Here is a 23,879-nt window from a genome sequence, read left to right as displayed (position 1 = left end):
CCGACGCAGGATCGTAGGACCTGACCGGAAGGGGTGCGCGGTGGCGAAGGGCAAGAAGAAGCAGGATGCCCGGGGGAAGGGCGGCAAGGCCGGCAAGGCGTCCGCCCCGCCCGCTCTGCGCGAGCTGCTGCGCATCCCCGAAGGCGAGCGCGTGGACCTGTCCGCGTACGACGCGGCCGCTACACCGGGCGGACCGCGGGACAAGGCGGCGGGCGTCGCCGCCACCGCCCGGCTGGGCGAGCACCTCGCCCACCTCCAGGAACGCCTGTGGGCCGCGGGCTCGGCCGGTGACCGGCGCCGGATCCTGCTCATCCTCCAGGGCATGGACACCAGCGGCAAGGGCGGCACCGTCAAGCACGTCATCGGGCTGTTCAACCCGTCGGGCTGCCGCATCAAGGCGTTCAAGGCGCCCACGCCGGATGAGCTGAAGCACCCGTTCCTGTGGCGCGTCATGCAGGCGCTGCCGGAGCCGGGCGAGATCGGCATCTTCGACCGCTCCCACTACGAGGACGTCCTCATCGCCCGCGTGCGGGAGCTGGTCACGCGCAGTCAGCTGGGCCGTCGGTACGGCCAGATCAACCGCTTCGAGAAGTCCCTCGCCGACGACGGCGTGACGATCGTCAAGTGCTTCCTGCACATCTCGTACGAGCAGCAGAAGCGGCGCCTGCTCGCGCGCCTCGACAACCCGGACAAGTACTGGAAGTTCAGTCCGGGGGACATCGAGGACCGCGCCCTGTGGCCCGCCTACCAGGAGGCGTACGAGATCGCCCTGGAGCGCTGCTCGACGGACGCGGCGCCCTGGTACGTGATCCCGGCGGACCGCAAGTGGTACCGCAACTGGGCCGTCAGCAAGCTCCTCACGGAGCATCTGGAGGCCATCGACCCGCAGTACCCGAAGGCGGAGTTCGACGTCGCGGAGTGCCGGCGGCAGCTGCTGGCGATGGACTGACCGCGGGCCGCGGCGGCCGGCTCAGCGCTGCTGGTCCTCGTCCGCGGCGAGCCAGGCCCGGCACAGCCACCACGCGGTCATCGCCCCGAAGGGGTCCGCCGGGTCGATGCCGGTGAGGGCGGCGAAGCGCTGGACGCGGTTGCGGACCGTGTTCGGGTGGACGAAGAGGCGCTCGGCGGCCACCGAGACATCGCGGCCCGACTCCAGCCAGGCGCGGACGGCCGCCGCGACCGCTTCCGCGTGGGCGCCGAGCTCGGCCCGTGCCGGGCGGTGCCGGTCGGTGAGCATCGCGGCGAGGTCGGCCCGGTCGGCGACCGCCGCGAGGACGGCGACGTCCGCCACGTGCACGACGCCGGTGCGGCCCGTCGACTCCGCCGCGGTCAGCGCGGACAGCGCCAGCCGCCGCACGGTGCCGAGCTCCTCCGGTTCCGCCGGCCCCGCGAGACCCGCGGGCCCGCCGCCGAGCCGACGGGCCGCCCGCGCGCCCGGCGCCCGGGTGAAGACGCCGACGAGCAGGCCGTCCAGGTGGGCGATGAGCACCGGACCCTGATCGCGCAGGGACTGTTCGAGGGCGCTGTCGTCGGGACGGGCGACGAGGACCCACAGTCCGCCGCCGGCCGGCAGGCCCGCCTCGGCCGCGGCCAGCGTCGCCGCCGAACCGCCTTCGAGGAGCCGCCGCAGCACCACCAGATCGCGGTCGCCGGTCTGCCTGCCGGTGTCGGCGGCCCGGTGCGCGGTGATCAGCCGGGACCGCACGGCCTGCGCCCAGTCGTCGTACAACTCCCGTGCGTCGAGCAGCACATGGGCCTCGATGCCGGCGGAGGCCGCGGCGTCCCTCGCGCGGGACCAGATCGCCCGCTCGGCGACGTGGATCGCGCCGAGGACCGCCTCGATCGGCACGCCCTGGCGGGCCCGGGTGGAGCCCAGCTCCTCGACGAACGACAGCTCCGCCTCCGTCGGACCGCGCCGCGCGGCCAGCGCCCGGGTGGCCGCCGCGAGCAGTGCGCGGGTGTGCCCGGCGATGTCCGCCGTGGGCAGCACCGCCACCTCCCGCACGGTGCTGCGCACCCCGGTCACCACGGAGGGCAGCAGGTCGTCCTCGCCGACGACCCGCTCGATGAGGTCGACCATGCCGTGCCAGCTGTCCTGTCGTGCCATGACCGGGATCCTGCCTCCTGTTGTGGCCGGGCACAACGGAGGGCCCGAATCGCGTGCCGGGATCCATGTCCATCAGGGAAAACGGCTCCTACGGTTGGCGGCAGCCACAGCCTGACCGCCCGCCCCGAGGAGCCGCTCCATGCCCGCACCCTGTCGTGTCGCCGTGATCGGCGCGGGAGCGGCCGGTCTCGCCACCGTGAAGGCGCTCCTGGACGTGGGCGCGGAGCCGGTGGCGTACGAGCAGGGGGACCGGCCCGGTGGTCTGTGGGTGCGCGACAACAGCAGCGGGCTGTCCCCCGCGTACGCCTCGCTGCACCTGAACACCAGCAAGGGCCGCACCCAGTTCGCCGACTTCCCGATGCCCGCCGACTGGCCGGACTATCCGTCGGCCGACCTGGTCGCCGGGTACCTCGCCGACTACTGCGAGGAGTTCGGGCTCGGTGCGCACATCCGGTTCGGGACGACGGTGACGTCGGTGGAGCGATCCGCAGACGGGGTCGGGGCCGGCTGGACGGTGACGAGCGACGCGGGTGACGGGGGCACGGCCACCGAGCGGTTCGACGCCGTCGTGGTCGCCAACGGGCACAACTGGGACCCGCGGTGGCCCGACCCGGCCTACCCGGGCACCTTCGACGGCAGCCAGCTGCACGCCCACGACCACCGCACCGCCGAGGTGTTCCGCGACCGGCACGTGCTGGTCGTCGGGATGGGCAACTCCGCGATGGACATCGCCGTCGACGCCTCCCACGTGGCCCGCGGTCCGGTCCTGCTGTCCGCCCGGCACGGCGTGCACATCGTGCCCAAGTACCTGTTCGGGCGGCCGTCGGACGCGACCGGCGGCGCGCTGGCCGTGCTGCCGTGGCGGCTGCGGCAGCGGGTCGCCGAGACGATGCTCAGGCTCGCCGTCGGCACCCCGCAGAGCTACGGGCTGCCCGCGCCGGCCGGCGGCCTGTTCCAGAACCACCCGACGATCAGCGACACGATCCTGCACCGCCTCACCCACGGCGAGGTCACCGCGCGCCCCGGCGTCGAGCGGCTCGACGGCGACCACGTCGTCTTCACGGACGGGCGGCGCGAGCGCGTCGACGTGATCGTGTGGGCGACCGGCTACCGCGTCTCCATCCCCTTCCTGTCGGAGCGCTGGCTGGGCGCCGACCCCGAGCGGCTGCGGCTGTACAAGCGGGTGTTCCACCTGGACGACCCGAGCCTGTGCTTCGTCGGTCTGATGCAGTCGACCGGTGCCGCGCTCCCCGTGGTCGAGGCCCAGGCCAAGCTGGCCGCCGCCCACTTCGGCGGCAGTTACGCCCTGCCGTCCCCCGACGACCAGCGGCGCGCCGCGGCCCACGCCCTGCGCGCCGCCGTCGAGCGCTGGGGCGAACGCCGTCCCGCCATGCGCATCGACTTCGACCAGTACGTGGCCGACGTGCCGCGCGAGCTCGCCGCGGGCGCCGCCCGGCTGAAGCGCGGCGCCCGCCCGTTCACCGCCGCCCGCACCACGCCCGCCGCACTCGCAGACCAGGACCGGAGCGCCCCATGAGCACCTCACCGACCCCGCGCGGCCTGCGCGACGCCCATGGCCTGCGGGTCCTCGTCACCGGCGCCTCCGGCACCTTCGGCCGCGCGATCTGCGCCCGGCTCGCGGGGATGGGCGCTCACGTCGTGGGCCTCGATCTGGCGCCGGGCGCGGACGACCCGGTCGAGGTGCTGGCCTGCGACCTCACCGACGACGCCGACGTGCCGGTCGCGGTGGCCGCGGCCCTGGAGAAGCTCGGCGGACTCGACCTGCTGATCAACAACGCCGGGACCGGCGGCCCCGCCCCGGCCGAGCTCCCGCCGGGCGACGAGGTCCGCCGCCAGCTCGACCTGAACCTGCTGGGCACCTGGCGGACGACCGCCGCCTGCGTCGACGCCCTCGTCGCCGCTCGCGGCCGGGTCGTCATGGTCTCCTCGCGGATGGCCGCGATGCAGCTGCCGCTCGCCGCCGCCTACGGCGCGTCCAAGCGGGCGCTCGTCGCGTACGCCGACGCCCTGCGCCTGGAGCTCGGCACCCACGTCGGCGTCACCTGCGTCTACCCGTCGGCCGTCCGCAGCCCCATCCACGACTCGACCGCCGCGGCCGGCCTCTCCCTGGAGGGCATGAGCAGTTACGAGCCCCTGGACGGCGTCGTCGACACGGTGCTGCGCGCCGGGCTCGGCCGCCGCGTGCGCCGCGACCTGCCGACGACGCGGCGCGGCTCCGTCGAGTTCTTCCTGGCCCGGCACCTGCCCCGGCTCACCGACCGCATCGTCGCCCGTACGCTCGCGTCCCGCGTCCACGCGAACGCGTTCGAGGGCGCCGAGCTCGCGGCGGGCGTGGTCCGTCGGCACCGGTCCGCGCCGTGAGCACGGCGGTGGCGGACACCCGGGCCAGGACCGGTGACCTCAGCCTGTACGCCGCCGGGTCGGTCGGCATGGGCCTGTGGGTGACGGTCCCGGGGCTCCTGCTGCTCTATTTCCTGACGCAGACCCTCGGCGTGCCCGCGTTCCTGGCCGGCACCACGCTGCTGCTGCCGAAGCTCGTCGACATCGTCGTCCACCCGTTCCTCGGCTCGCGCTCCGACCGGCAGGCCCGCCGCACCGGCCACCGCCGCGCCATGCTGCGCTGGGGGCTGCTCCTCGCGGTGGCCTGGACCGCGATGTTCACCGTGCCGTCCGGGTTCACCGGCACGGACGCCGCGCTGTGGGTCGGCGCCTGCTACATCGCCGGGAACCTGCTGTTCGCCTGCTTCCAGGTGCCGTACCTGACGACGCCGTCCGATCTGCGCATCGGCTACCACGAACGCACCCGCGTCTTCATGTTCCGGATGGCGTTCCTGACCCTGGGCCTGCTGGCGGCGGGCGTCACGGCGCCGCTCCTCGTGTCGTCCGGCGAACGCTCCGCCTACGCGCGGATGGCGCTGCTGCTCGCCGGGGGCCTCGTCGTGTCCGGGCTGCTCGCGGTCGCCGGAGTCCGCCGGCTCACCGGCCACTGCGGGTTCCGGACCCCGCGCGAGCGACGGCACTCGGTGCGCGACGACGTCCGGGCGGCCTGGCGGGACCGCGACTTCCGCGCCCTGCTGCTCTCGTACCTCTTCACCGGCACCACCACCCACCTCTTCCTCGCCGCGCTGCCCTTCTACACGCAGTACGTGCTCGGCGACCGTTCCCTGACGGCGGTGCTCATGGGCGCCTTCCTGGTGCCGGCCACCGTCGTGGGGCCGCTGTGGCTGCGGGTCTCCCGGCGCACCGGCAAGCAGCGCGGACTCCTGGTCGCGCAGGGCCTGTTCCTCGCCGGCTCCGTCGCGCTGCTGCCGGGCCGCACCCTCGGCACGGCGGCGACGGTCGCGGTGGTCGTCGTCATGGGCGCGGCCTTCGCGGGGCTCCAGCTCTTCGCGTTCTCGATGCTGCCCGACGTGGTCGCGGCGGCCGAGGCGCGGGGCACCGCCGACGCGGGCGCCTACACCGGCGTGTGGACGGCGACCGAGGCGACGGGCACCGCCGTCGGCCCCTACGCGTACGCCGCGGTCCTCGCCGTGGCGGGCTTCGTCTCCACGACGGACGGGGACACGGTCGCCCAGACCGACGCGGCCCTGCGGGCCCTCCTGTGGGGCTTCACCGCCCTGCCCGCCGTCCTCATGGGCGTCGCCGTGCTGTTCCAGCGGCGCTACGCCCTGGACGGGGAAGCGGCCCGCTGACGGGGCGGGACCCGGCCGCGCGCAGCACGGGTCCCGGCCGGAGCGTGCGGGTGCGGACATGCCCGTCGTGCACCGTGGGAAGGGTGGCCTCATGAATCAACCTTCCGCACAGTCATGGGAGTTCACGGACGACCGGGGGCACGCGGCCGCCGCGTTGGAGGCGCCGACCCGGGTCGTCGCGTACATACAGGCCGGTGCCGGCCTGTGGGATCTGGGGATACGCCCGGTCGGCATCTTCGGCTCGTACCACGACGGGGAGCACCCCGACCGCGCCAAGTCCGGGGCGCTGCCCCTGGACGACGTCGCCTATCTGGGCGCGGGCGCCGGGCTCGGCCCGGACGACGTGCTCGCCGCCGCTCCCGACCTCGTGGTCGCGCTCACCTACGGCGGCGGCCAGGTGTACGGGATCGAGCCCGACACGGCGAAGCACCTGGAGGAGCACGTCCCGGTCGTCGTGATCGACGTGGGGCAGGGGCGGAGCCTGGCCGCCGTGCGGGAGCGGTTCGCCGAGCTGGGACGCTCGCTCGGGGCCGCCGAACCGGCCGCGGCGCTGGCCCGGCTGACCCGAGCCGAGCGGGAGCTGACGGACGCGACCGGCGGTGCGGGCGGAGTGCGGGTGCTCGCCCTGTCGCCCGGCGGCGCCGACGGCGTGCACCTCGCGCGGCCCGGCCGGTGGCCCGACCTGAGCGCCCTCACCGGCCTCGGCGTGCGCACGGTGGAACCGCCCGAGGGACCCGGCGCCAACTGGCACACCGGGACGTGGGGCGACGCCGCCGAACTCGCCCCGGACGTGGTGCTCCTGGACTCCCGGGCGAACGCGGCGGCCCGGGAGCAGTACGCCGGGGACGCGCAGTGGCGGGCCGTCGCCGAGCGGGCCGTGGTGCTGCCGTGGAACCCGGAGCTGCCGGCCAGCGCGCAGGCGCACGCGGCGTTCTTTACCGCGGTGGCAGAGGTGGTCCGGGGGCGGGGCTAGGGCCGGTCTCCCAGATCCCTCCGTCCGCCCGAAGGGCGGGCCCCGCGGCGTCCGGTGCGTGCTCTCGGCGTGCCGGGCCCAAGGCCTCGTACTGGACGTACTCGGCCTTGCGCCCGGTGCGGCGAGAGCACGCACCGGACGCCGCGGGGCAGGAGGGATCCGGGAGACCGGCCCCAGGAGCGGTCAGCCCGAGGGTTCGTCCGGGACCGGCTGGTCCGGGCGGACACCGCCGGAGCGCGGCGCGCCCCGGCGGCCCGTACCCGATTCGTCGGTCTCGGGCACGGTCTCGTCCGGCTCGTCCGCGCCCGGCTTCCGCGCCGCGCCCGGATCCTGGTCCGGGTCGGTGTCGGATTCCGTGTCGGGGTGCTCGTCCACCGGGACGTCCAGCGGGTCGCCGTCGTGGGCGCCCGCCTGCTGGTCCGGCAGGTCGCGCGGGACGACCGGCGGGCGCCGTCCGGGGGTCTCCGGGCGGACGTCGGGGCCGGGATCCTGGGTCGGCTCGGGGGTGGGATCCTGGGTCGGCTCGGGGGTGGGCATGGGCGGTCGGTCCTCCTCGGCGGTGCACCTTCTCGGCGGTGCGATGCCTCTTCTCAGCGGTGCACCTGCTCAGCGGTGCGATGCCTCTTCTCGGCGGTACGCCTGCTCAGCGGTGCGGTGCCTCTTCTCGGCGGTACGCCTGCTCAGCGGTGCGGTGCCTCTTCTCGGCGGTACACCTGCTCAGCGGTGCAGGGCCTCGGCCAGCTCGGACTTGGTCATCGTCGAGCGGCCCTTGATGTTCCGGTCCTTCGCCTCGGCGTAGAGCTGGTCGCGGGTCGGGCCGCCGGCGCCCCGGTGGGAGCGCACGCCGCCGCGCCGGGCGGAGGAGATGTCGCGGGTCGAGGTGCGGCTCGCGGACTTCGCCTCGCCGCTGCGGGCCCGCTCCTTGTTCACGGTGCGCGCGGCGATCTCCTCGGCCCTCTTCCGGCTCTCGCCGCGGTCCAGGGCACTCTTCTTGATCTTCTCGTACTGGCGCTCGCGCTTGGCGCTGGATCCACTGGGCATGCTGGGCCTCCGTTCGCGGCCCGGGTCCCCTGGCCTCCCGCGGTCAAACTCGGCGTTTCCTCCCCGGCGGACGGGGGCACCCGCCGCGAGATCGCGGTACCGCTGAGGGAGACGGTGATGAAGTGGTTGGACCGGGCCGCCTGTGTGGGTGAGGACCCCGAGTTGTTCTTCCCGGTCGGTACGACGGGGCCCGCCGTGCACGACGTGGCGGCGGCCAAAGAGGTGTGCCACCGGTGCCCCGTCGTGGCCGAATGCCTGGAGTGGGCCCTGCGGACGGGCCAGTCGACCGGGGTGTGGGGCGGTACGTCGGAGGGCGAGCGGGGAGCACTGCTGCGGGCTTCGCAGCGGCGCAGACGTGCGGAGCGGCTGGGACGGACCTAGATCTGGGCGGGCCCCAGATCTAGGCGGGACTAGATCTGGGCGGGACTAGATCTGGGCGGGACTAGATCTGGGCGGGACTAGATCTGGGCGGACCTGGATTTGGGCGGACCTGGATCTGGGAGGGCGTGGATTTGGGCGGCCCTCGACCTGGGCGGGCATAGACCTGGGCGGGCCGGTCCTGGGCGGGCCTGGATTTGGGCGGGCCTGGATTTGGGCGGGCCTGGATTTGGGTGGCCCTCAACCTGGGCGGGCATAGACCTGGGCGGGCCGGTTCTGGGGCGGGCCGGTTCTGGGGCGGGCACAGACCTGGGGCGGGCATAGACCTGGGCGGGCCGATACGGGGCGGGCCCGGGCCTGGGGCGGGCCGCATCCGGGGGCGGCCCAAGATCGTCGCCGGCGGACCGAATCTTTGTCCGCGGGTGGGTACCCGGCCCCCATGAACGCACTCGGCAGCACCTACGCCTTCCCCGACCCCAGCACGTCCGTCGTGCCGTTCGTCGGCGGCCTGGTCATCGCGGTCGCCCTGATCTGGGCCGTATGGCTCGGCATCAGGCTCCGCCGCCGGGAGCCGGGCCCGCCCGACCCGGCCGACCAGCCGAAACTGCCCGCCGACGGGCCCGTCCGGGAGATCCGGGAGATGCGGGAACCCGACGAGATGCCCCGGACCCAGAACGGGAGCGACCGCCTCACCCCGCACGAACTCCACGGTCAGGGCACGATGCCCAGCCGGCGCAGCAAGGACCAGACGCGGCGCCGCTGGAGCCGCGGCAACAGCGGCTCCTTCGGCAGCGGCGGCCCCGGCAGCACCTGACCGGCCCGACGTCCGGCCCGACGTCCGGCGCGGCGCCCCCGGCCCGGCCTCCCGGCCCGACGCCGACGCGTCGCGCACGGCGCCCACATTTGCCCGATTAGTACCATTAGTAACGCTATCGTCACGGCGTGATCAGCTACGTACGCCGTACCGTCGCGGCCTGCGCCCTCGGCGCCCTCGCGCTCGGCGCCGCCGCCTGCGGTGGCCCCACCGGCCCCGCGCCCGAGGCGCGGACCGGGCGGCCCGCCGCGAGCCCCTCGGCCGTCCGGCCGCCCGCCGCCCCGCCCACCCTCGCCCCCGGCCCCGCCGGACTCACCCCCGTCTTCAAGAGCGCGCCCCGCGCGAAGGAACGCGCCGTCGCGCTCACCTTCGACGCCGACATGACGGCCGACCAGGGGCCGCGCGCGGCGGCGGGCGAGCACTTCGACAATCCCCAACTCATCGCCACGCTGAGGAAGTTGAAGGTCCCCGCGACCCTCTTCATGACCGGCCGCTGGGCCGAGGAGTATCCGGCGCAGGCCAAGGACATCGGACGCGACCCGCTCTTCGAGGTCGCCAACCACTCGTACAGCCACTACGCCTTCACGGACGACTGCTACGGCCTGCCCCGGGTCCCGGCCGCCGGGATGCGCGCCGACGTGGAGCGCGCGTTCACCGCCTTCCGCAAGGCGGGGGTCGAGCACGTCGTGCCGTACTTCCGCTTCCCGGGCGGCTGCTACGACAAGCAGGCGCTGCGCGCCCTCACGCCCGCCGGGGTCACGGCCGTGCAGTGGGACGTGGTGAGCGGCGACGCGTTCGCGACGGACGCCGGTGCGGTGACGCGGCAGGTGCTCGACGGGGTGCGGGCCGGATCGGTCGTGGTGCTGCACTGCACGCGCAGCGCGGCCCCGACGACCGAACGGGTGGTGCGCGACGTGGTGCCGGCGCTGCGCGCGAAAGGCTTCCGCTTCGTCCGCGTCTCGGAGCTGGTCGGGGCCGCCGGGCGGGCGTGACCGTACGCGGGCGCGATCGTACGCTGGACGGCATGGCCGACGACTACTGCACCCCGCCCGCGGACCGGCCGGAGCCGGCCGCGGACGGCCCGTTCGCCGAGTGCGTCCTGTGCCGGGAGCCCACGGAGTACCCGGAATCCACCAAAGGCGTGACGCTCTGCCCGGTCTGCGAGTGGCAGGAGGCGCAGCGCGCGGCCTGCTCGGGCTAGGGCCTGTCGTCACACTCCCGTCGTCGCCCGGTCAGCGGCGGGACGAGAGGTGACAGGCCGCCGCCGCGCAGAGCGCCGCCAGCGCGGCGGCCGCGGCGAGCGGCAGCAGCGGGGCCGGGACCGAGCCCTCCTGCGATCCGGTGATCATGGCCGTCACGGCGGCCCTGGCCGGTGAGCCGGGGGCGACGAGGGCGAGCAGGGCGCACAGCAGCATGCCGGCGACGCCGAGGCCGGTGCTCCGCAGCACCGGCCAGACCGTGACGGCGCCCACGGCGGAGCCGACGAGCGCGCACACCAGCATGGTGAGCAGTCCCGCGCCCGCCGCGAGCGGCACGGCCACCTTCACCCGGTGGTCGGTGCTCGCCCCGTCGCTGATGAGCGCCACGACGCCGGTCGCCACCGCGCCGAGGACCGCCGTCGCGAGGAACCCGGTGACCAGGCTCGCCAGGTGCGCGCGCCACGGCGCCGTCGCGGCGGCCGTGCAACTGCGGGCGGCGGGCGGCTCGTTGGAGACGCAGATCCGCACCAGCCAGGCGCCCACGGGCAGCAGCCCCGCCGCGGCGTAGCCGAGCGAGTCGAGGACCGGCTGCCCGCTCTGCACGCCGACCCCGCAGAACGCGGCGTACAGGACGACGGGCGCCAGCCACCGCTGCGAGCGCAGCAGCAGCGCCGACTGGTAGGCGAGGAGGGCGGTGGTCATCGGCTCTCCTGGCTCGGCGAGGGCACGGCGGCCGGGCCGGCTGCGGGGCCGGGCTCGGTGCGGACGGCGGTGATGTGCCAGGGCGGCCGCGCGTCGAGCAGCGCCCGGAGGATCCCGTCGGAGTGGGCGGCCGGTGCCGTGACGCGGACGGTGCGGGCGTCGAGGCGGGTGAGGGCGTGCGGCTGCGGCAGTCCGGGGTCGCGGGCGGGGCCGACCGCCTCGACGACGACGTGCGGGCCGTCGGGTGACGGCACGTCACCTTCCGTCACCGGTCGCAGAGTCGGCCCGTCGATGAGGTACGTCGCGTCGGCGAAGCCCGCCAGGCGGCGCGGGTCGTGGTCGACGAAGACGACGGCGCCGCCGTCCGTGGTGCGCTCGGCGACGGCCCGGTCGAGTTCGTCGCGGGCGGCGGCGTCCAGTCCGGTCCACGCCTCGTCGAGGACGAGCAGCTCGGGGGCGGCCAGCAGCGCCCCCGCCACGGCGACCTTCTGGCCGCTGCCCTTGGAGAGCTCGGCGAGTGCGGTCCCCGCGTATCCGCCGGCGCCGAACCGCTCCAGCCACTCCCCGGCCCGCCGCGCGGCCCGCTCCCGTACGAGGCCCTGCACGCGGCCCATGTGCGTGAGGTAGCCGAGCGCGGTGAACGGCAGGGCGGCCGGGAAGCGTTCGGGTACGTAGGCGGTGCGCGGCCGGCCGACGACCCGCCCCTCGCCGGGTGCGTCGATCCCGGCGACCAGGCGCAGCAGCGTCGACTTGCCGGTGCCGTTGGCCCCCTGCACCCGGACCAGCGTGCCCGCGGCGACGTCGAGGTCGACGCCGCGCAGCACCCAGGGGCCGCCGAGTCCGTAGCGGCGGCCGACGTTGCGGAGGGCGACGAGTCCTGGCGGCGGGTCGGGGCGCATCCGGTCATGGTCCCGTACGGGCACGGCGGCCGGTACGGGGGGATGCGCACCGGGATGCGGGAGGGACGGCCCGGCCCCGGGCGTGCGGCGCGGCGGCTGGCAGACTGGAGGGTGTGACCAGTGACGACACCTCCACGCCCGCTTCCCAGGACAGCCCGTTCCGCGCCGAGCCCACGGCCCGAGACGAGGCACCGCAGTTCGTGCTGCCGCTCGTGGTGCGCATCGAGCGCGCCGCGCCGCCGGCCCGCACGGACGCCCTGGAGACGGCGGCGCGCGCCGTCCTGGTGATGCTCTCCGACGAGCGGTCGCTCGGCGACGGGGAGTGGGCGCGGGCGATGCGCGACTGGCAGGACGCCCGGATCCGCAAGGTGGTGCGGCGGGCCAGGGGTGCGGAGTGGCGCCGGGCCGAGGCGCTGGACGGGATCACGGTCACCGGTGCGTCGGCCGAGGTGCGGGTCTTCCCGCCGGTCCCGCTCGACGGCTGGCCCAAGGACCTGGCCCGCCTCCAGGTGTCGGGCACGGAGCTCACCGACCCCGAGCCGCCCGCCGCGCCCGATCCGCAGGCGCCGGTCCTGTGGTTCAACCCCGAGCTGGACATGACCGCGGGCAAGTCCATGGCGCAGGCCGGGCACGGCGCCCAACTGGCCTGGTGGGAACTGTCCGACGCCGAGCGCAAGGACTGGCGTGAGGCGGGCTTCCCGCTCTCGGTGCGGGTCGCCGGGCGCGACCGGTGGGAGGCGCTGACGCGCAGCGGCCTCCCGGTGGTGCGGGACGCCGGGTTCACGGAGATCGCCCCCGGGATGACCGTCGTGACCGAAGGCGGCAGCCGCTACTGCCCGTTGCCGCGCTGACCCGACGCGCAGCCGCCCGGGGGTGCGGCGACGGGGGTGACCGGGGCGGGCGTCGCCTCACGGTGCTCCCTCCGCCCCGGCGCACCGGCGGGCCTCCCGGCTCCTCGGGAGCCTGCCGAAAGAGACCGGAACCGCCCCTGGCGGTACGGAGTCCGGCGTTCTAGCATCGAATCGTCCGAGCCCTTTCACACTCGGACGAGCCGGCTCCGCGGAGCCGGCCCCACTCCGCCCCCGAGACCCCGGGTTCGCACCGTCCGCACACCCAGAGCGGCCGGGGGCGTCGTTGCCGACACGCGACCCCGGCCTCGCGTCCTCAATGGTCAGCGGGGCGACCTCCCGCACGCCCCCGACCGGTGGGGACGGTGAGCACCAGAACCGCGCTGGGGGAGACGCGCGTTCCGGTGCCCGCGGGCCGCCGCCGATGCCGGCTCTGCCGCCGGCGGCGGCCGCTCCCCCGTGCCGCATCATGGACCCATGGCGGAATCGGACGGTGCGGTGGACGGCAGGGTCGCCCGGGGGAACGAGACCCGGCGGCTCGTGCTGCGCCGGACGGTCGACATCGCCTCGGTGGAGGGGCTCGAGGCGCTGTCGATCGGACGCATCGCCACGGAGCTGAAGCTCAGCAAGAGCGGCGTGTTCGCCCTGTTCGGCTCCAAGGAGGAGCTCCAGCTCGCGACCGTGCGGGCGGCGTCCCTGGTGTACGAGGAGAAGGTCGTGCGCCCGGCCCTCGCGACGCCGCCCGGGGTGGCGCGCCTGTGGGACCTGTGCGGGACGTGGCTGGAGTACTCGCGCGAGCGGGTGTTCCCCGGCGGCTGCTTCTTCTACGGCGTGCTCGCGGAGTACGACGCCCGTGAGGGCGCGGTGCACGACGCGCTGGCGCGGGCCCAGCGGTCCTGGGTCGCGCTGGTCGAGCGGTGCGCGCGGGAGGCGCGGGAGGCGGGCGAGCTGCACGCGGACACCGATGTGGCGCAGCTGGCCTTCGAGTTGATCGCCCTGATGGAGATGGCGAACGCGCACTCGGTGATGCACGACGAGTCCGGCGGGTACCGGCGGGCCCGGGTGGGCATCGCGGCCCGCCTCGCCTCCGCGGTGACCGATGAGGAGCTCGCGCCGAACCCGGCGTAGGCGCAGGGGACTTCGAGGCCCCGGCCCCCTGTCCCGGCCTTGTCCTGGCCTCTCCCTGGCCCCTCCCTGGCCTCTCCCCGGCCCCTCCCCTCTCCACGTCCGTGGGCTGATCCGCAAAAGATTCAGCACGACCGTTCGTTTAGTTTTATGGTCGGGAGTATGACACCGAGCATCCTGCGCACTCCCTGGCAGCCCGGCCCGGACGGCGACCGCACCGTGGGCCGGGTCCTGGTCAGCGTCACGGAGTTCACCTCCGTGACGCAGTGGCGGGCCCTGGGCGTCGCCGTCAACGGCATGCGGTTGCGCCGCAGTTGGCCCGGCACCGGCGGAGCCGTCGGCATGTGGTTGTGGGTCGACCCGGCCCACCGCCGCTCCGGCTCCGTCTCCGTCTGGTCCACGGAGCAGGCCCTCACCGACTTCGTCCGCCGTCCCGATCACGTCGGCACCGTCCGCGCGTTCCGCGCCCACGGCACCATGCGCGCCACCAGCTGGACCGACGCCCGCTTCGACGCCGGCACCGCGTGGCGGACGGCGCGCGCCCTGCTCACCGGAGCCACGCCCTGGCCCGCGCCCACCCCTCGTACCGGACCCGCACCTCGGACCGAACCCACCCCCCGTACCGGAAAGGCACCCCGATGACCGACGACCTGATCGCTCTCGACCGGCTCGCCGTCCAGGAGTCCGTACGCCTCGTCGGCCTGGTCCGCGACGGCGACTGGCAGCGCGACACCCCCTGCGCGGGGTGGACCGTGGGCCGGCTCGTCGCGCACATGACGGCCCAGCACCGCGGTTTCGCGGCGGGTGCGCGGGGCGCCGGGGACGACCTCGCCCACTGGCGGGAGACGGGGGGAAGCGGCGCGGATCTCGCGGCGGCGCACCGGGCCGGCGCGCTCGACGTGATCGACGCGTTCGGCGAACCGGGCGTCCTGGAGCGGGAGTTCGCGCTCCCGGAGCTGGGGCGGGACGGGCCGGGACCGGGCGGCGGCTGGCCGGGGCGGATCGCGGTCGGCTTCCACCTCGTGGACTACGCCGTGCACGCCTGGGACGTCGCCGCCGCCCTCGGCGTCCCCGCCGAGCTGCCGGGACCGGTCGTGGCGGCCGCCCTCCAGGTCGCGCTGCGGGTGCCGGCCGACCCGGGGTCCCGTGCGCCGGGCGCCGCGTTCGGCCCGCCGGTCGAGCCGGCCGCGGACGGCTCCGACCTGGACCGGATGCTGCGGCTCCTGGGCCGCGACCCGCTGCGGTGGCCGACGGCGAAACCTCAGATCTAGCTCTGAACGTCCCTCCTCCTGGGTTCGGCACGGCACGCCGGGGCCATGACATCAGCACGCCGCAGCGCACGGTCACGGCAGAGGAGGGGGACGCACATGCAGCACCTGCCACACCTGGGCACCGGGATCGGCTGGCGACCGGAGATCGCCGACGTCGTCGAGGCCATGCCGGGCATCGACTGGGTCGAAGCCGTCGCCGAGAACGTGTGTCCGGGCCATCTGCCCGACTCCCTGTTGCGGCTGCGCGAGCGCGGCGTGACCGTCGTGCCGCACGGCGTCTCCCTGGGCCTGGGCGGCGCGGACCGGCCCGACGAGCACCGGCTCGCCGAGCTGGCCGCGCGCGCCGAGGCGCTCGGTTCACCGCTGGTCACCGAGCACATCGCCTTCGTCCGCGCGGGCGGCGAGCGCACCGCGTCGCAGCTCCTGGAGGCCGGGCACCTGCTGCCGGTGCCGCGCACCCGCGACGCGCTCGACGTGCTCTGCGAGAACGTCCGGATCGCCCAGGACGCGCTGCCGGTGCCGCTCGCGGTGGAGAACATCGCGGCCCTGTTCGGCTGGCCGGGCGAGGAGATGTCCGAGGGGCAGTTCCTGTACGAGCTGGTGGAGCGCACCGGCGTACGGCTGTTGATCGACGTGGCGAACCTGCACACCAACCACGTCAACCGGGGCGAGGACCCGGCGAAGGCGCTGGACGAGCTGCCGGTCGAGGCCATCGCCTACGTGCACGTGGCGGGCGGGTTCGAGCGGGACGGCGTCTGGCACGACAGCCACGCGCACCCGGTGCCGCAACCGGTCCTCGACGTCCTGGCCGACCTCGCGTCCCGGGTGACGCCGCCCGGCGTCCTGCTGGAGCGGGACGAGAACTTCCCCGATGACGCGGGCGAGCTGGGGCGCGAGGTGGCCACGATCCGGGAGACGGTGGCGGCCGCCACGCCTCCCGCCCGCCGGGCCGACGTGCCCTCGGCGCGGGTGCCGGACGCGCCCGTCGAGGACGTCGTGCGGGGCCGGGTCGGGCTGGCGCAGGCCGCGCTGCTCTCCTCGCTCGTGGCGGGCACCCCCGCGCCCGAGGGTTTCGACCGCGCGCGGCTGGCCGTGCAGAGCCGGGCGCTGGCGGGCAAGCGGGCCGACGTCGTGGCGAAGGTGGCGCCCGAACTGCCGGTGATCCTGGGCGCGTCGGCGTACCGCACGGCGTTCCTCGGGTACGCCGCGCGGCGGCCGATGACCGCCGGCTACCGGCGCGACGCGCTCGACTTCGCCGAGGACCAGCTCATCGGGCAGCGGGTCCACGACGCCACCGCCCGGCGGGAGTTGACGCATTGGTGGCTGGACCGGTCGGGCCCGAAGCCGCCGTCGGGACGGCCGGTGGCCCGGGCCCTGCGGGCGGCACGGCTCGCACTCGGCCGGGGGTGACCGGCCGTGAGCACCGCGGGGGTGCTCCTGTACGCCGTGCTGGGCGTGGGGGCGCTGGTGCTGCTGGTCGTGTTCGCGTGGCTGTACGGGGAGGCCGAACCCGCGGAGCCGGTGTCGCCCGTGGCGGACGTGCTGGAGGCCGCCCGGCTCGAAGGCGGCGCCTTCCGGGTCACGGTCACGGCGCTCGCGGCGATGCACGCGGCCGGGCTGATCAGGGTCGACGCGTCCGGCTCCCTCGTGGCGTCGCCCGGCGCCCGGGCGCGCAACGGGATGGAGCGGGCGGTCCTCGACGCCTGCGCGGCGACACCGCACGGTGAACTGCGTCCGCTGCTGCGGGCCGTGGGAAAGAGCTCGGCGCTGCGGCGTCTGGAGGAGCGGCTGACCGTGCGCGGGCTGCTGCTGTCGCGGCGGGGCGGCCGCTGGCTGCGCGGCTCGGTGGCGGCGTACGCCACCCTCTGCTACGTCGTCGCAGTGGGTTCGCTGCCCCTGATGCTGATGGTGCGGGACGACGACGGGCGCAGGACCATCGGTGACTGGCTCCCCCTGTGGCTGCTGCCCGGGGTCATCGCCGGGGCCGCGCTCTGCTTCTTCGTCAACGGCCGGGTGCGCGGCACGGGGCTCACCTCGGCCGGCCGTACCGCGCTCGCCGACTACCGGTCCGAGGCCGCGCGCGCCACCCCCTCCCCCGCAGCCGGCCCGGCCCTGGCCGTGGCGCTGCACGGCGCCTCCCGCATCCCCGACCCGGTGCTCGCGGCGATGCTGGCGCCCCGCCCGAGCGCACCCTCGTCGCCCCCGCCGATGGTGTACACGCCGCCCCCGCCGCCCGCACCACCGAGCACCTACTGACCGGCGCGGGGCGTGCGAGTCGCACAACCCCCGCGCCCCGTACCGCAGTTGACGTAGTCCCGGCTGATGCCCGGCACCCCGTGCCGGGGGCGCACTAGCGTGCGGTGCCGCACCAGGAGGCACCATGCGACTGCACTTACCCCACCGCGTCAGCGGCACCGGACTCATCGTCACGGCTCTCGTGGCGACGCTGGCCGCGCTCGTCTTCCCGATCTGGTCGTACGCGGACCGCTCGGGCACCGGCCTCGACACGCTGAACGCGCAGACGGTGTCGACCAGATTCGGCCCGCTGTCGGCCACCGACCGCGTCTTCATCACCAAGGTGCGGCTCGCCGGGCTGTGGGAGCTGCCCGCGGGGCAGCAGGCCGAGGAGCGGGCGCCGAGCAGGGCGGTCGAGACAGCGGGCGAGCACCTGGTGGCGGGCCACACGTTCCTGGACGCCCGGGTGCGGGAGGTCGCGGCGCAGCTCGGGCTGGAACTGCCCAACCAGCCGAACGACCAGCAGCAGGGCTGGCTGCGGGAGTTGACGGCGGCCGGCGGCGACGACTACGAGCGGAAGTTCGCCAACGTGCTGCGCCGTGCGCACGGGCAGGTGTTCTCGCTCGTGGCCCAGGTCCGCGCCTCGACCCGCAACTCGCTGGTGCGGGACCTCGCGGACGACGCGAACACCACGGTCCTGGACCACATCAAGGTCCTGGAGGCGACCGGCCTCGTCGACTTCGACGCACTGGCCAGGGACGCGGCCACCGCGAGCCCGCCCCCGGCGACCCGCTCCGCCGCCCCGCCCGGCCCGACCCCGTCCCCCGGCACCCCGACACCGGTGTCGCCGACGCCCACCGCGTCGTTCCCGCTGCCCCCGGCCGCGTCGCGGCCCAAGTCGGAACCTCCCCGGGGCAGCGCCGCGGCAGGCAAGGGGAAGAAGTCACCGAACCCGGGCAGGACGAACAAGCGGAACGTCACATCCCGCTAACACTCCGTCCGCATAGTGAACAGGCCGTAGCGGTCGCCCAAACACCTGCCGTAGAAACTGCGCATGTTCTGGGTCCTGTTCCTCCTCATGGCCGGCGCCGCCGCGCTCGTGTCCTGCGGGCGCCTCTGCCTCGCGGTCGCGCGCGCCGCCGACAGCGAGCGCCTCGCGGGCGACGCGCACCGGGGGCACGAACTGTCCCTGTACGAGACGGCGTTCCTGTCGGGCGGGCCCGGCCGGGTCGCGGACGTGACGCTGGTGTCGCTGGCCCGCAGCCGCCGACTGCTGCTCGCGCACACCGGATGGGCGACGGTGGTCGACCCCGAGGGCCGGGACGCCATGGAGTGTTCGGTGCTCGGCGCGATCGGACCCGACGGGCAGTCGCGCATAGCGCCGCTGCGGGCGACCGCGGCCGCCGGCGAGGCCGTGCGCACGCTGGCCGAGCGACTCGTCGCGGCCGGACTCGCCGTGCCGGACGCCGCCCGGTCGACGATCGCCGGGGCGGTGCGGCAGGTGCAGGCCGCGGTGGTCGTGGTGCTGGCCCTCGGCGCGCTCGCCACCCTGATGCCCGGTCAGGACACGGCGCCCGGGACCTTGGTGGCCGCCTGGTTCGCGCTGCCGCTGCTGCTCACCCTGAGCTGTCTGGCGATCGCCCGGATCGAGATCCACCCGTACACCCGCTGGGCCTCCCCCACCGGTCAGCGGCTGCTCGCCGCGCTGCCGAAGGGCACGGGCAGCCTGCTCGCGGTGGCGGTGCGCGGGGTGCGCGCGGTGGACGACCCGCAGGTGCGCGCGGCACTCGGCGGCGGCCGCCGGACCACGGTCGAGTGACCTGAGAACGCCCGGACGACGCATCGGGGTCATTTGATCCGACACCCGCGACCTGGTGCTTTACTTCACCAACTGCCGCCCCAAGGATCCCTTTAATTCGCGAGCCGCAAGGCTTCGAGAGCTCGACGAAAGGGATCCACCCAAGCGATGAGAGCAGCATCCGCCCTCTGCGCCACCGCGGCATCGTTGGTCCTGTCGGCCCTCGTGGCCGCGCCCGCGGGCAGCGCGACCGCCGGCGACTCCCCCGTCCCTCCCGTCTCTCCCATCTCCCCCGTCTCCCCCATCTCTCCCGTCTCCCCCATCTCTCCCGAGACCCTGGGCACCGCGGCCGCCGCGCAGCGCGCCGCGGCCGCCGGCGTCCGCTTCGGTGCCTGCCCGGCCGTGGAGAACCTGCCCGAACCCGTCACCTGCGGCACCGTCGCCGTCCCGCTCGACTACGCCCACCCCGACGGCAAGCAGATCAAGCTGACCGTCAGCCGGGTGAAGGCGACCGGCAAGCGGGGCACCGAGAAGATCGCCCGCCAGGGCGCGCTCGTCTTCAACCCGGGCGGCCCCGGCGGCAACGGCATGTACTTCCCGCTGGTCGGCCTGATGCCGGAGTGGAAGCGGATCGGCGCCGCCTACGACCTGGTCGGCTACGCGCCGCGCGGGGTCGGCCGGTCGGCGCCGCTGTCCTGCCAGGACCCGAAGCGGTTCGCGCACGCCCCGACGCAGGCGCCGACGCACCCCTCCGCCTCGTACAAGCTGGAGCGGATCGCACAGGCCAGGTCGTACGCGGCGGGCTGCGCCAAGAACCCGGGCCTGCGGCACTACACGACCCTCAACAACGCCCGTGACCTGGACGTGCTGCGGGCCGCCCTCGGCGAGCCGAAGCTCACGTACCTGGGCGCCTCGTACGGCACGTACATCGGGTCCGTGTACGCGGAGCTGTTCCCCTCGCACGTGCGCCGCCTGGTCTTCGACTCGGCGGTCGACCCGCGTCCCGACCGGATCTGGTACGAGAACAACCTGGTGCAGTCGCGGGCGTTCGAGGGCCGCTGGGCCGACTTCAGGACCTGGGTCGCCCGGCACGACGACACCTACCACCTGGGCACGACGCCCGAGGAGGTGCTGCGCTCCTACGAGAAGGTGCGCGCGGAACTTGCCCACCGGCCGGCGGGCAAGAAGGTCGGTCCCGGGCAGCTCCAGTCGGCCTTCCTCCAGGCCGGGTACTACGACGACTACTGGCCGATGCGGGCCGTGGCCCTGTCCGAGTACCTCGAGGGCAACCCGAAGCCGCTGATCGACCAGGCCGCGCCGACCCCGGCGGCGGCCGTCGAGAACGAGAACGGCAACGCCGTCTACACGGCGGTGGAGTGCAACGACGCGCCCTGGCCGACGGACTTCCGCACCTGGGACCGGGACAACTCGCGGCTCGCGCGCGTCGCGCCGTTCGAGACGTGGGACAACGCGTGGATGAACCTGCCGTGCGCCTACTGGCCGGCTCCGCGGCAGCGCCCGGCCGACGTGCGCACCCTGCCGGGCGAGCTGCCGCCCACCCTGATCCTCGCGGCGGAACGGGACGCGGCGACGCCCTACGCGGGGGCCCGCGCACTGCACCGGCGGCTCGCCGGTTCGGCCCTGGTGACGGAGAAGGACGCGGGCACGCACGGCATCGCGGGCGGCCCCAACAAGTGTGTCAACGGCTACCTGGACGCGTATCTGCTGGAGGGCCGGGTGCCGGAGCATCGATCCGCGGCATGCGCCCCACACCCCGAGCCCACACCACTGGGCAGCTGAGCCCGTCCGATCCCCTCCGACGACCGAGGAGCGGGGCCCATTCAAGCCCCATTCAAGCCCCTCCGGCGATTGAGGAGCGGGGTCCGGGGCAGCGCCCCGAGACCCCGCCCCGGCACAGCGCGACGGGCTACAAAGCCCCCAGCCGCTCGAACGGGAACGGCGACTGGACGAGCGGCCGAACAGCCAACCGGGTCAGCGGCAGCGCATTGTCGTCGCCCGCCGTGCGATTGGCATGCAGCACACCGCAGCCGGTGCACCGATGAACGATGATCCACTCGCCGTCCCCGCGCACGGAGATGGCGAGCGGCTCCATCCGGGCACCGCAGTCGGCCGCCCGGTCCCCCGGGGTGTCGTCGAGATGACGGCTCCACAGGCAGGTCGGGCAATGATTGCGATGACCCGTGCCGACGGCGGACATCGACACGTCGAGGCCGCAGTTCAGACAGCGGAAGGACTCGGCACGGGCCTCGGTACGGGCCCGTCGAGAGGTGTTGCGGGACATCGTGGAAACGACTCCTGAGCGATGCGGTAGGGACAGCGGTCGGCTGGATTCCCGCCTCGCATCCGGGAGTTCACGCAGCGGATGCGAGAACGGTCCCGAGGGCCGTGGGCATACAACACCACCTCTACGTCAATGGCTCGGACTTCCCGATGAAAGCCCGAGCCAGGACGGTGCGGCAACCGAATTACGCGAGGCCCTCGACGAGCTCCGCGACCGACTTGCGGCGGCCGGTGTAGAAGGGGACCTCTTCGCGCACGTGGCGGCGGGCCTCGGAGGCGCGCAGGTGACGCATGAGGTCGACGATGCGGTACAGCTCGTCGGCCTCGAAGGCGAGGATCCACTCGTAGTCGCCGAGCGAGAACGAGGCGACCGTGTTGGCCCGCACGTCCGGGTAGCCGCGCGCCATCTTGCCGTGGTCGGCGAGCATCTTGCGGCGCTCGTCGTCGGGCAGCAGGTACCAGTCGTAGGAGCGGACGAACGGGTAGACCGAGACGTAGTCGCGGGCGTTCTCGTCGGCCAGGAACGCCGGGATGTGCGAGCGGTTGAACTCGGCGGGGCGGTGCAGCGCCATGTTCGACCAGACCGGCTCCAGGGCGCGGCCGAGCTTCGTGCGGCGGAAGAGGTTGTACGCCTCCTGGAGCTGGTCCGCGGTCTCCGCGTGCCACCAGATCATCAGGTCGGCGTCGGCGCGCAGCCCGGACACGTCGTAGGTGCCGCGGATCGTGACGTCCTTGGCGGCGAGCTGGTCGAACAGCTCCTGGACCTCGTCCGCGTAACCGGTCCGGTCCTCGGGCAGGACGTCCTTCAGCTTGAAGACCGACCAGAGCGTGTAGCGGATGACCTCGTTCAGGTCCTTCGCCAGCTTGCCCTTGTTCGGGATGCGGTCGGCCGCCGGGTCGGTGGTGGTGTTCTCGTCGCTCATGTCCCTCATTCTCCCGCTCCGCCGTGCAGGCTCTGCACCGGGTTCGCCTTCAGGTCCTCGCGGGTGCTGGTGTCCCCGCGCAGTTCGTCGACCGCGGCGTGCGCGCTCGCGATGCACGCCGGGATGCCCACGCCGTCGTACGCGGCTCCGCAGACCGTGATGCCGGGCAACTGCCCGATGTGCTCGCGGACCCGGGCGACCCGGGCGGTGTGACCGACCGGGTACTGGGGCAGGCCGTCCTGCCAGCGCGTGACGCGGGAGGCGACCGGGACGGCGGTCAGTCCGGTGGCCTCGCGCAGGTCGTGCCGGGCGATGCCGACGAGGTCCTGGTCGTCGCGGCCGAGGTCCCGCTCGTCGCCGTGCCGGCCGACGGAGGTGCGGACGACGCGGAGGCCGGGGTTCTCGTCGGCGATCCAGCCCCACTTGTGGGAGGCGAAGGTGGCCGCCTTGATCGTGTGTCCGTCGACCGGCGGGACGAGGAATCCGCTGCCTTCGGGGAGGCGGGCGTCGTCGGTGCGGTAGGCGAGGGTGATCAGGGCCATCGAGGCGTACTCGATGCTGCGCAGCTCCTGGGACGCCTTGGGGGACGCGGTGCGCAGCAGGCTGGCCGCCGCGGGGGCCGGGAGGGCGATGATCACCTGGTCGGCGAAGAAGGTGCGGCCGTCCGCCGTCCCGACGCGCCACTGCGCGTCGTCCGTGGCCGCCCGGGCGGTGCCCAGCGCTCCCAGGGTGGACGCCCGGGTGCCGAGCAGGATCTCGCCGCCCTTCGCCCGTACCGACTCGGCCACCGCGGCCGGCAGCGTGCCGATGCCGCCCTCGATGCCGGTGAAGACCGGGCCCGTCTGCCGGCCGGCCGCCGCGCGGTCCTGGATCGCGCGGACCGCCTCCGTCAGGGACCGGTGCCGGGTGGCCTCCTCGAAGAGCTGGGGGACGGCGCTGCGCATCGAGATGCGGTAGGCGTCGCCCGCGTAGACGCCGCCGAGGAGCGGTTCGACGAGCCGGTCGACGACCTCGCGGCCGAGCCGGGCCGCGACGTACTCGCCGACCGCGACGTCGTCACCGGTCTCGGTGGGCGGGAGGTCGGCGTCCTGCTCGATCCGGGCGAGACCCTCGTCGGAGAGCACGCCGGCGAGCGCTTCGGCGGTGCCGGGGACGCCCATGACGTGGCCCTTGGGCATGGGGCGCAGGGCGCCGCGGGTCCAGATCGAGGCGGTCGCGGTGGACGGCGGCTGGAGCCGGTCGGTGAGACCGACGGCCTTCGCCAGGCCGACCGCCTCGGGGCGCCGTGCCAGCATCGACTCGGCGCCGAGGTCGACGCGGGCGCCGGCGATCTCGCCCGCGAGCAGCTTGCCGCCGAGCCGGTCGGACGCCTCCAGGACCGTCACGTTCACCGGCTCGTCGCCGTCGAGCAGTCGATGGGCGGCCGCGAGTCCCGCGATGCCGCCGCCGATGACGAGGACGTCACGGCCCTGTCCTGTTCCCGTACGTGTGTCCGCTTCGCGCATGCCCCCACTCTCTCAGAACGCCCGGGGTGTCTCGGACGAGTCCTGAA

General features: G+C 74.7%; 26 protein-coding genes. 18 read left to right on the top strand and 8 right to left on the bottom strand.

Annotation, left to right across the window (positions count from 1 at the left end; translation table 11 throughout):
• Positions 1 to 40: 40 nt before the first annotated feature.
• Entirely contained in the window at positions 41 to 949 is a 909-nt protein-coding gene (locus tag RBJ77_RS14615; RefSeq protein WP_372345410.1) for a PPK2 family polyphosphate kinase, read from the top strand.
• A gap of 21 nt (positions 950 to 970) precedes the next feature.
• On the opposite strand, the gene RBJ77_RS14610 is transcribed toward RBJ77_RS14615, so the two are convergent.
• Positions 971 to 2,107, bottom strand: a complete 1,137-nt coding sequence (locus RBJ77_RS14610; RefSeq protein ID WP_372345409.1) for a helix-turn-helix domain-containing protein — start codon at positions 2,105 to 2,107, stop codon at positions 971 to 973.
• 139 nt (positions 2,108 to 2,246) lie between these two features.
• On the opposite strand from RBJ77_RS14610, the gene RBJ77_RS14605 reads away from it, so the two are divergent.
• From RBJ77_RS14605 to RBJ77_RS14590, 4 genes are all read left to right on the top strand, one after another.
• Entirely contained in the window at positions 2,247 to 3,644 is a 1,398-nt protein-coding gene (locus RBJ77_RS14605; RefSeq protein WP_372345408.1) for a flavin-containing monooxygenase, read from the top strand.
• Complete coding sequence (locus RBJ77_RS14600; protein ID WP_372345407.1) at positions 3,641 to 4,489, top strand: SDR family NAD(P)-dependent oxidoreductase; 849 nt, start codon at positions 3,641 to 3,643, stop codon at positions 4,487 to 4,489. Before RBJ77_RS14605 ends, RBJ77_RS14600 begins: the two co-directional genes overlap by 4 nt.
• The gene (locus tag RBJ77_RS14595; protein ID WP_372345406.1) at positions 4,486 to 5,820 is read left to right on the top strand and encodes an MFS transporter; all 1,335 of its coding nucleotides are present in this window, start codon (positions 4,486 to 4,488) and stop codon (positions 5,818 to 5,820) included. The genes RBJ77_RS14600 and RBJ77_RS14595 overlap by 4 nt, the downstream gene beginning before the upstream one ends.
• Before the next feature lie 91 nt (positions 5,821 to 5,911).
• Positions 5,912 to 6,793 carry an ABC transporter substrate-binding protein gene (locus RBJ77_RS14590; RefSeq protein WP_372345405.1) on the top strand — a complete coding sequence of 294 codons (882 nt, stop codon included), beginning with the start codon at positions 5,912 to 5,914 and terminating at the stop codon, positions 6,791 to 6,793.
• Positions 6,794 to 6,976: 183 nt separating this feature from the next.
• Here RBJ77_RS14590 and RBJ77_RS14585 read toward each other — a convergent pair whose 3' ends face one another.
• Positions 6,977 to 7,330 carry a hypothetical protein gene (locus tag RBJ77_RS14585; RefSeq protein ID WP_372345404.1) on the bottom strand — a complete coding sequence of 118 codons (354 nt, stop codon included), beginning with the start codon at positions 7,328 to 7,330 and terminating at the stop codon, positions 6,977 to 6,979.
• A 180-nt stretch (positions 7,331 to 7,510) separates the two neighbouring features.
• Positions 7,511 to 7,834 (bottom strand): plasmid stabilization protein, encoded by a 324-nt coding sequence (locus RBJ77_RS14580; protein ID WP_372345403.1) that lies wholly within the window; start codon positions 7,832 to 7,834, stop codon positions 7,511 to 7,513.
• Positions 7,835 to 7,951: 117 nt separating this feature from the next.
• On the opposite strand from RBJ77_RS14580, the gene RBJ77_RS14575 reads away from it, so the two are divergent.
• The 4 genes from RBJ77_RS14575 (at position 7,952) to RBJ77_RS14560 (ending at position 10,227) form a co-directional block, all read left to right on the top strand.
• Entirely contained in the window at positions 7,952 to 8,215 is a 264-nt protein-coding gene (locus RBJ77_RS14575) for a WhiB family transcriptional regulator (RefSeq protein WP_372345402.1), read from the top strand.
• A 436-nt stretch (positions 8,216 to 8,651) separates the two neighbouring features.
• Positions 8,652 to 9,026: a DUF6479 family protein gene (locus RBJ77_RS14570; RefSeq protein WP_372345401.1), complete on the top strand. Its 375-nt coding sequence runs from the start codon at positions 8,652 to 8,654 to the stop codon at positions 9,024 to 9,026.
• A gap of 128 nt (positions 9,027 to 9,154) precedes the next feature.
• Positions 9,155 to 10,018, top strand: a complete 864-nt coding sequence (locus RBJ77_RS14565; RefSeq protein ID WP_372345400.1) for a polysaccharide deacetylase family protein — start codon at positions 9,155 to 9,157, stop codon at positions 10,016 to 10,018.
• A gap of 32 nt (positions 10,019 to 10,050) precedes the next feature.
• Positions 10,051 to 10,227, top strand: a complete 177-nt coding sequence (locus tag RBJ77_RS14560; RefSeq protein WP_372345399.1) for a hypothetical protein — start codon at positions 10,051 to 10,053, stop codon at positions 10,225 to 10,227.
• 31 nt (positions 10,228 to 10,258) lie between these two features.
• On the opposite strand, the gene RBJ77_RS14555 is transcribed toward RBJ77_RS14560, so the two are convergent.
• Positions 10,259 to 10,927 (bottom strand): ABC transporter, encoded by a 669-nt coding sequence (locus RBJ77_RS14555; protein WP_372345398.1) that lies wholly within the window; start codon positions 10,925 to 10,927, stop codon positions 10,259 to 10,261.
• Positions 10,924 to 11,826, bottom strand: coding sequence for an ATP-binding cassette domain-containing protein (locus tag RBJ77_RS14550; protein ID WP_372345397.1), 903 nt, complete (start codon positions 11,824 to 11,826; stop codon positions 10,924 to 10,926). The genes RBJ77_RS14555 and RBJ77_RS14550 overlap by 4 nt, the downstream gene beginning before the upstream one ends.
• Positions 11,827 to 11,939: 113 nt before the next feature.
• Between RBJ77_RS14550 and RBJ77_RS14545 the strand changes: the two genes are divergently transcribed.
• The 9 genes from RBJ77_RS14545 (at position 11,940) to RBJ77_RS14505 (ending at position 20,903) form a co-directional block, all read left to right on the top strand.
• Entirely contained in the window at positions 11,940 to 12,677 is a 738-nt protein-coding gene (locus RBJ77_RS14545) for a peptidyl-tRNA hydrolase (protein WP_372345396.1), read from the top strand.
• A gap of 474 nt (positions 12,678 to 13,151) precedes the next feature.
• Positions 13,152 to 13,802: a TetR/AcrR family transcriptional regulator gene (locus tag RBJ77_RS14540; protein WP_372345395.1), complete on the top strand. Its 651-nt coding sequence runs from the start codon at positions 13,152 to 13,154 to the stop codon at positions 13,800 to 13,802.
• Between the two features lie 159 nt (positions 13,803 to 13,961).
• A complete protein-coding gene (locus RBJ77_RS14535; protein ID WP_372345394.1) occupies positions 13,962 to 14,441 on the top strand; it encodes a hypothetical protein in 480 nt (159 codons plus the stop codon).
• Positions 14,438 to 15,070, top strand: coding sequence for a TIGR03086 family metal-binding protein (locus RBJ77_RS14530; protein WP_372345393.1), 633 nt, complete (start codon positions 14,438 to 14,440; stop codon positions 15,068 to 15,070). Before RBJ77_RS14535 ends, RBJ77_RS14530 begins: the two co-directional genes overlap by 4 nt.
• Positions 15,071 to 15,175: 105 nt before the next feature.
• Complete coding sequence (locus tag RBJ77_RS14525; protein WP_372345464.1) at positions 15,176 to 16,480, top strand: DUF692 domain-containing protein; 1,305 nt, start codon at positions 15,176 to 15,178, stop codon at positions 16,478 to 16,480.
• Positions 16,481 to 16,486: 6 nt separating this feature from the next.
• Positions 16,487 to 17,326, top strand: coding sequence for a TIGR04222 domain-containing membrane protein (locus RBJ77_RS14520; protein WP_372345392.1), 840 nt, complete (start codon positions 16,487 to 16,489; stop codon positions 17,324 to 17,326).
• Positions 17,327 to 17,450: 124 nt separating this feature from the next.
• Entirely contained in the window at positions 17,451 to 18,296 is an 846-nt protein-coding gene (locus RBJ77_RS14515) for a DUF4142 domain-containing protein (protein ID WP_372345391.1), read from the top strand.
• A gap of 63 nt (positions 18,297 to 18,359) precedes the next feature.
• On the top strand, positions 18,360 to 19,124 hold the full coding sequence (locus RBJ77_RS14510; RefSeq protein WP_372345390.1) for a TIGR04222 domain-containing membrane protein: 765 nt from the start codon (positions 18,360 to 18,362) through the stop codon (positions 19,122 to 19,124).
• A gap of 147 nt (positions 19,125 to 19,271) precedes the next feature.
• On the top strand, positions 19,272 to 20,903 hold the full coding sequence (locus tag RBJ77_RS14505) for an alpha/beta hydrolase (RefSeq protein WP_372345389.1): 1,632 nt from the start codon (positions 19,272 to 19,274) through the stop codon (positions 20,901 to 20,903).
• Between the two features lie 127 nt (positions 20,904 to 21,030).
• Here RBJ77_RS14505 and RBJ77_RS14500 read toward each other — a convergent pair whose 3' ends face one another.
• The 3 genes from RBJ77_RS14500 to hemG form a co-directional block, all read right to left on the bottom strand.
• Positions 21,031 to 21,405, bottom strand: coding sequence for an RNHCP domain-containing protein (locus tag RBJ77_RS14500; RefSeq protein WP_255975519.1), 375 nt, complete (start codon positions 21,403 to 21,405; stop codon positions 21,031 to 21,033).
• A gap of 184 nt (positions 21,406 to 21,589) precedes the next feature.
• Complete coding sequence (hemQ, locus tag RBJ77_RS14495) at positions 21,590 to 22,327, bottom strand: hydrogen peroxide-dependent heme synthase (RefSeq protein ID WP_255975518.1); 738 nt, start codon at positions 22,325 to 22,327, stop codon at positions 21,590 to 21,592.
• A gap of 5 nt (positions 22,328 to 22,332) precedes the next feature.
• Positions 22,333 to 23,832, bottom strand: coding sequence for a protoporphyrinogen oxidase (hemG, locus tag RBJ77_RS14490; protein WP_372345388.1), 1,500 nt, complete (start codon positions 23,830 to 23,832; stop codon positions 22,333 to 22,335).
• Positions 23,833 to 23,879 lie beyond the last annotated feature (47 nt).

Origin of the sequence: Streptomyces sp. KL116D (assembly GCF_030766975.1) — a bacterium.
Taxonomy (GTDB): Bacteria; Actinomycetota; Actinomycetes; order Streptomycetales; family Streptomycetaceae; genus Streptomyces; species Streptomyces longispororuber_A.
This window is presented reverse-complemented; position numbering and strand designations above follow the sequence as displayed.

Bases quoted from the DNA above. Each gene is read 5' to 3' on its own strand.
- RBJ77_RS14610 (WP_372345409.1), bottom strand. From the start codon at position 2,107: ATGGCACGACAGGACAGCTGGCACGGCATGGTCGACCTCATCGAGCGG.
- RBJ77_RS14605 (WP_372345408.1), top strand. From the start codon at position 2,247: ATGCCCGCACCCTGTCGTGTCGCCGTGATCGGCGCGGGAGCGGCCGGT.
- RBJ77_RS14600 (WP_372345407.1), top strand. From the start codon at position 3,641: ATGAGCACCTCACCGACCCCGCGCGGCCTGCGCGACGCCCATGGCCTG.
- RBJ77_RS14590 (WP_372345405.1), top strand. From the start codon at position 5,912: ATGAATCAACCTTCCGCACAGTCATGGGAGTTCACGGACGACCGGGGG.
- RBJ77_RS14585 (WP_372345404.1), bottom strand. From the start codon at position 7,330: ATGCCCACCCCCGAGCCGACCCAGGATCCCACCCCCGAGCCGACCCAG.
- RBJ77_RS14580 (WP_372345403.1), bottom strand. From the start codon at position 7,834: ATGCCCAGTGGATCCAGCGCCAAGCGCGAGCGCCAGTACGAGAAGATC.
- RBJ77_RS14575 (WP_372345402.1), top strand. From the start codon at position 7,952: ATGAAGTGGTTGGACCGGGCCGCCTGTGTGGGTGAGGACCCCGAGTTG.
- RBJ77_RS14570 (WP_372345401.1), top strand. From the start codon at position 8,652: ATGAACGCACTCGGCAGCACCTACGCCTTCCCCGACCCCAGCACGTCC.
- RBJ77_RS14560 (WP_372345399.1), top strand. From the start codon at position 10,051: ATGGCCGACGACTACTGCACCCCGCCCGCGGACCGGCCGGAGCCGGCC.
- RBJ77_RS14555 (WP_372345398.1), bottom strand. From the start codon at position 10,927: ATGACCACCGCCCTCCTCGCCTACCAGTCGGCGCTGCTGCTGCGCTCG.
- RBJ77_RS14550 (WP_372345397.1), bottom strand. From the start codon at position 11,826: ATGCGCCCCGACCCGCCGCCAGGACTCGTCGCCCTCCGCAACGTCGGC.
- RBJ77_RS14540 (WP_372345395.1), top strand. From the start codon at position 13,152: ATGGCGGAATCGGACGGTGCGGTGGACGGCAGGGTCGCCCGGGGGAAC.
- RBJ77_RS14535 (WP_372345394.1), top strand. From the start codon at position 13,962: ATGACACCGAGCATCCTGCGCACTCCCTGGCAGCCCGGCCCGGACGGC.
- RBJ77_RS14530 (WP_372345393.1), top strand. From the start codon at position 14,438: ATGACCGACGACCTGATCGCTCTCGACCGGCTCGCCGTCCAGGAGTCC.
- RBJ77_RS14515 (WP_372345391.1), top strand. From the start codon at position 17,451: ATGCGACTGCACTTACCCCACCGCGTCAGCGGCACCGGACTCATCGTC.
- RBJ77_RS14510 (WP_372345390.1), top strand. From the start codon at position 18,360: ATGTTCTGGGTCCTGTTCCTCCTCATGGCCGGCGCCGCCGCGCTCGTG.
- RBJ77_RS14505 (WP_372345389.1), top strand. From the start codon at position 19,272: ATGAGAGCAGCATCCGCCCTCTGCGCCACCGCGGCATCGTTGGTCCTG.
- RBJ77_RS14500 (WP_255975519.1), bottom strand. From the start codon at position 21,405: ATGTCCCGCAACACCTCTCGACGGGCCCGTACCGAGGCCCGTGCCGAG.
- hemQ (WP_255975518.1), bottom strand. From the start codon at position 22,327: ATGAGCGACGAGAACACCACCACCGACCCGGCGGCCGACCGCATCCCG.
- hemG (WP_372345388.1), bottom strand. From the start codon at position 23,832: ATGCGCGAAGCGGACACACGTACGGGAACAGGACAGGGCCGTGACGTC.